1 protein-coding gene is annotated in these 1,690 nt (G+C 74.0%); it reads right to left on the reverse strand.

Features of this window, described 5'->3' with window-relative positions; translation table 11 throughout:
- Nucleotides 1-1,690: condensation domain-containing protein (locus AC5P09_RS51730; protein WP_493880597.1), on the reverse strand; the 1,690-nt coding region annotated here is incomplete at both ends.

The raw sequence follows: 1,690 nt of genomic DNA on the forward strand, positions 1-1,690 counted from the left end.
CGAGCCCGTCCCCGGGCACCGCCCGCGACTGCTCCTTCACCGCCTTCAGCAACGCCCCCGCCGCCGCTCCCCCGGCCGGCACCTCCGCGAGGTCGATGTCGGCGAGGTCGATCCGCAGCGGGTGGACGCTGGTGAACCAGCCGACCGTACGGGACAGTTCCGCGCCGGACACCGCCGAACGGCCATGGCCCTCGACATCCACCAGAAGGTCATGGTTTGTGCCGGAGCGCCACTCTACGACGGCTGCGGCGAGCGTGGCCAGGAGCACTTCGTGGACACCGCAGTGGAAGACGCCGGGGGTGCGTTGGACGATCACCCGTGCCTGCGGTGCGGGCACGGTCCAGACATGGCGTTCCAGGGTGGCGGCGGTGTCATGGGCGGGGTCGAGCGGCCTCCCGCCGATCGGGGCGTCGCCGCCGACGAGCACCGTCCGCCAGCCGTCCAGTTCGGCGACCCGCTCCTCGTGCCGGGCCTCGGCCTCAAGCAGCGTGGCCCAGCGCCGGAACGACGTTCCCACCGCGCCCAGTTCCGCCGGTCGGCCCTCCGCAGCCGCCTCGCACGCGGCTCGCAGATCGGACAACAGGATCCGCCACGACACCCCGTCGACGACGAGATGGTGCGCGACCAGGACCAGCCGCCCCACCCGGCCCGGACCGGCGTCCAGCCAGACCAGCCGCACCATCGCCCCGGCCGCCGGATCCAGCCGCCCCGCAGCCGCGCGAGCGGCCCGCTCGGCGGCCCCGTCCAGCTCACCGGGATCGGTCACCCGCAGCACGGAGACCAGCGTGAACGGATCGACACCGCCCCGCTCCCCCACCACGAGCCTCGGCCCGTCCTCGGCCCGCGCACGCAGCATGTCGTGCGTGTCGAGCAGGACGCCCAGCCCGGCGGCGAGCGTCCGTGCGTCCAGCGCCGGCGGGGCACCGATCACCATCCACTGGGCGAATCCGGGACGGGTGGCGGCGGTGCCGGAGGCCGCGAGAGCGGGCGTGGGCGGCACGGGTCCGGTGTCGGCGTCCTGAGCCGTCTCACCAGCCGCCTCCAGCTGCGCCACGGCGGCGATCGCCGCGGGCGTCTCGTGCTCGAACACGTCCTGCGCACCGAACACGACGCCCCTGCGCGTGCCGCGTGCGGCGAGCTGCATCGACATGATGGAGTCGCCGCCCAGCTCGAAGAAGCTGTCCTCCACGCCGACCCGTTCCAGGCCCAACACCTCGGCGAACAGCTCGCACAGGAGCTTCTCGGCGGCGGTGCGCGGCTCACGGCCCGCGCCTGCGGCGAACTCCGGTGCGGGCAGCGCCTTGAGGTCGACCTTGCCGTTGGCAGTCAGGGGCAGCGCGTCGAGCACGACGAGGGCGGCCGGGACCATGTACTCGGGCAACGCGCCGGACACCTGACCGCGTACGGCCTCGGTGTCCAGTTCCTCGCCGCTCGGCACGAGATAGCCGATCAGCCGCTTCTCGCCGGGCCGGTCCTCGCGAGCGACCACGATCGCCTGCCCGACGCCGGGCTGTGCGGCCAGCACGGCCTCGACCTCGCCCGGTTCCACCCGGAAGCCACGGATCTTCACCTGGGCGTCGGCCCGGCCGACGAAGGCCAGCTCGACGCCGGTGGTCCAGCGCACCAGGTCACCGGTGCGGTACATCCGCTCCCCGGCCGCGAACGGACAGGCCACGAACCGCTCGGCGGA

The organism is Streptomyces sp. a15, assembly GCF_059026085.1.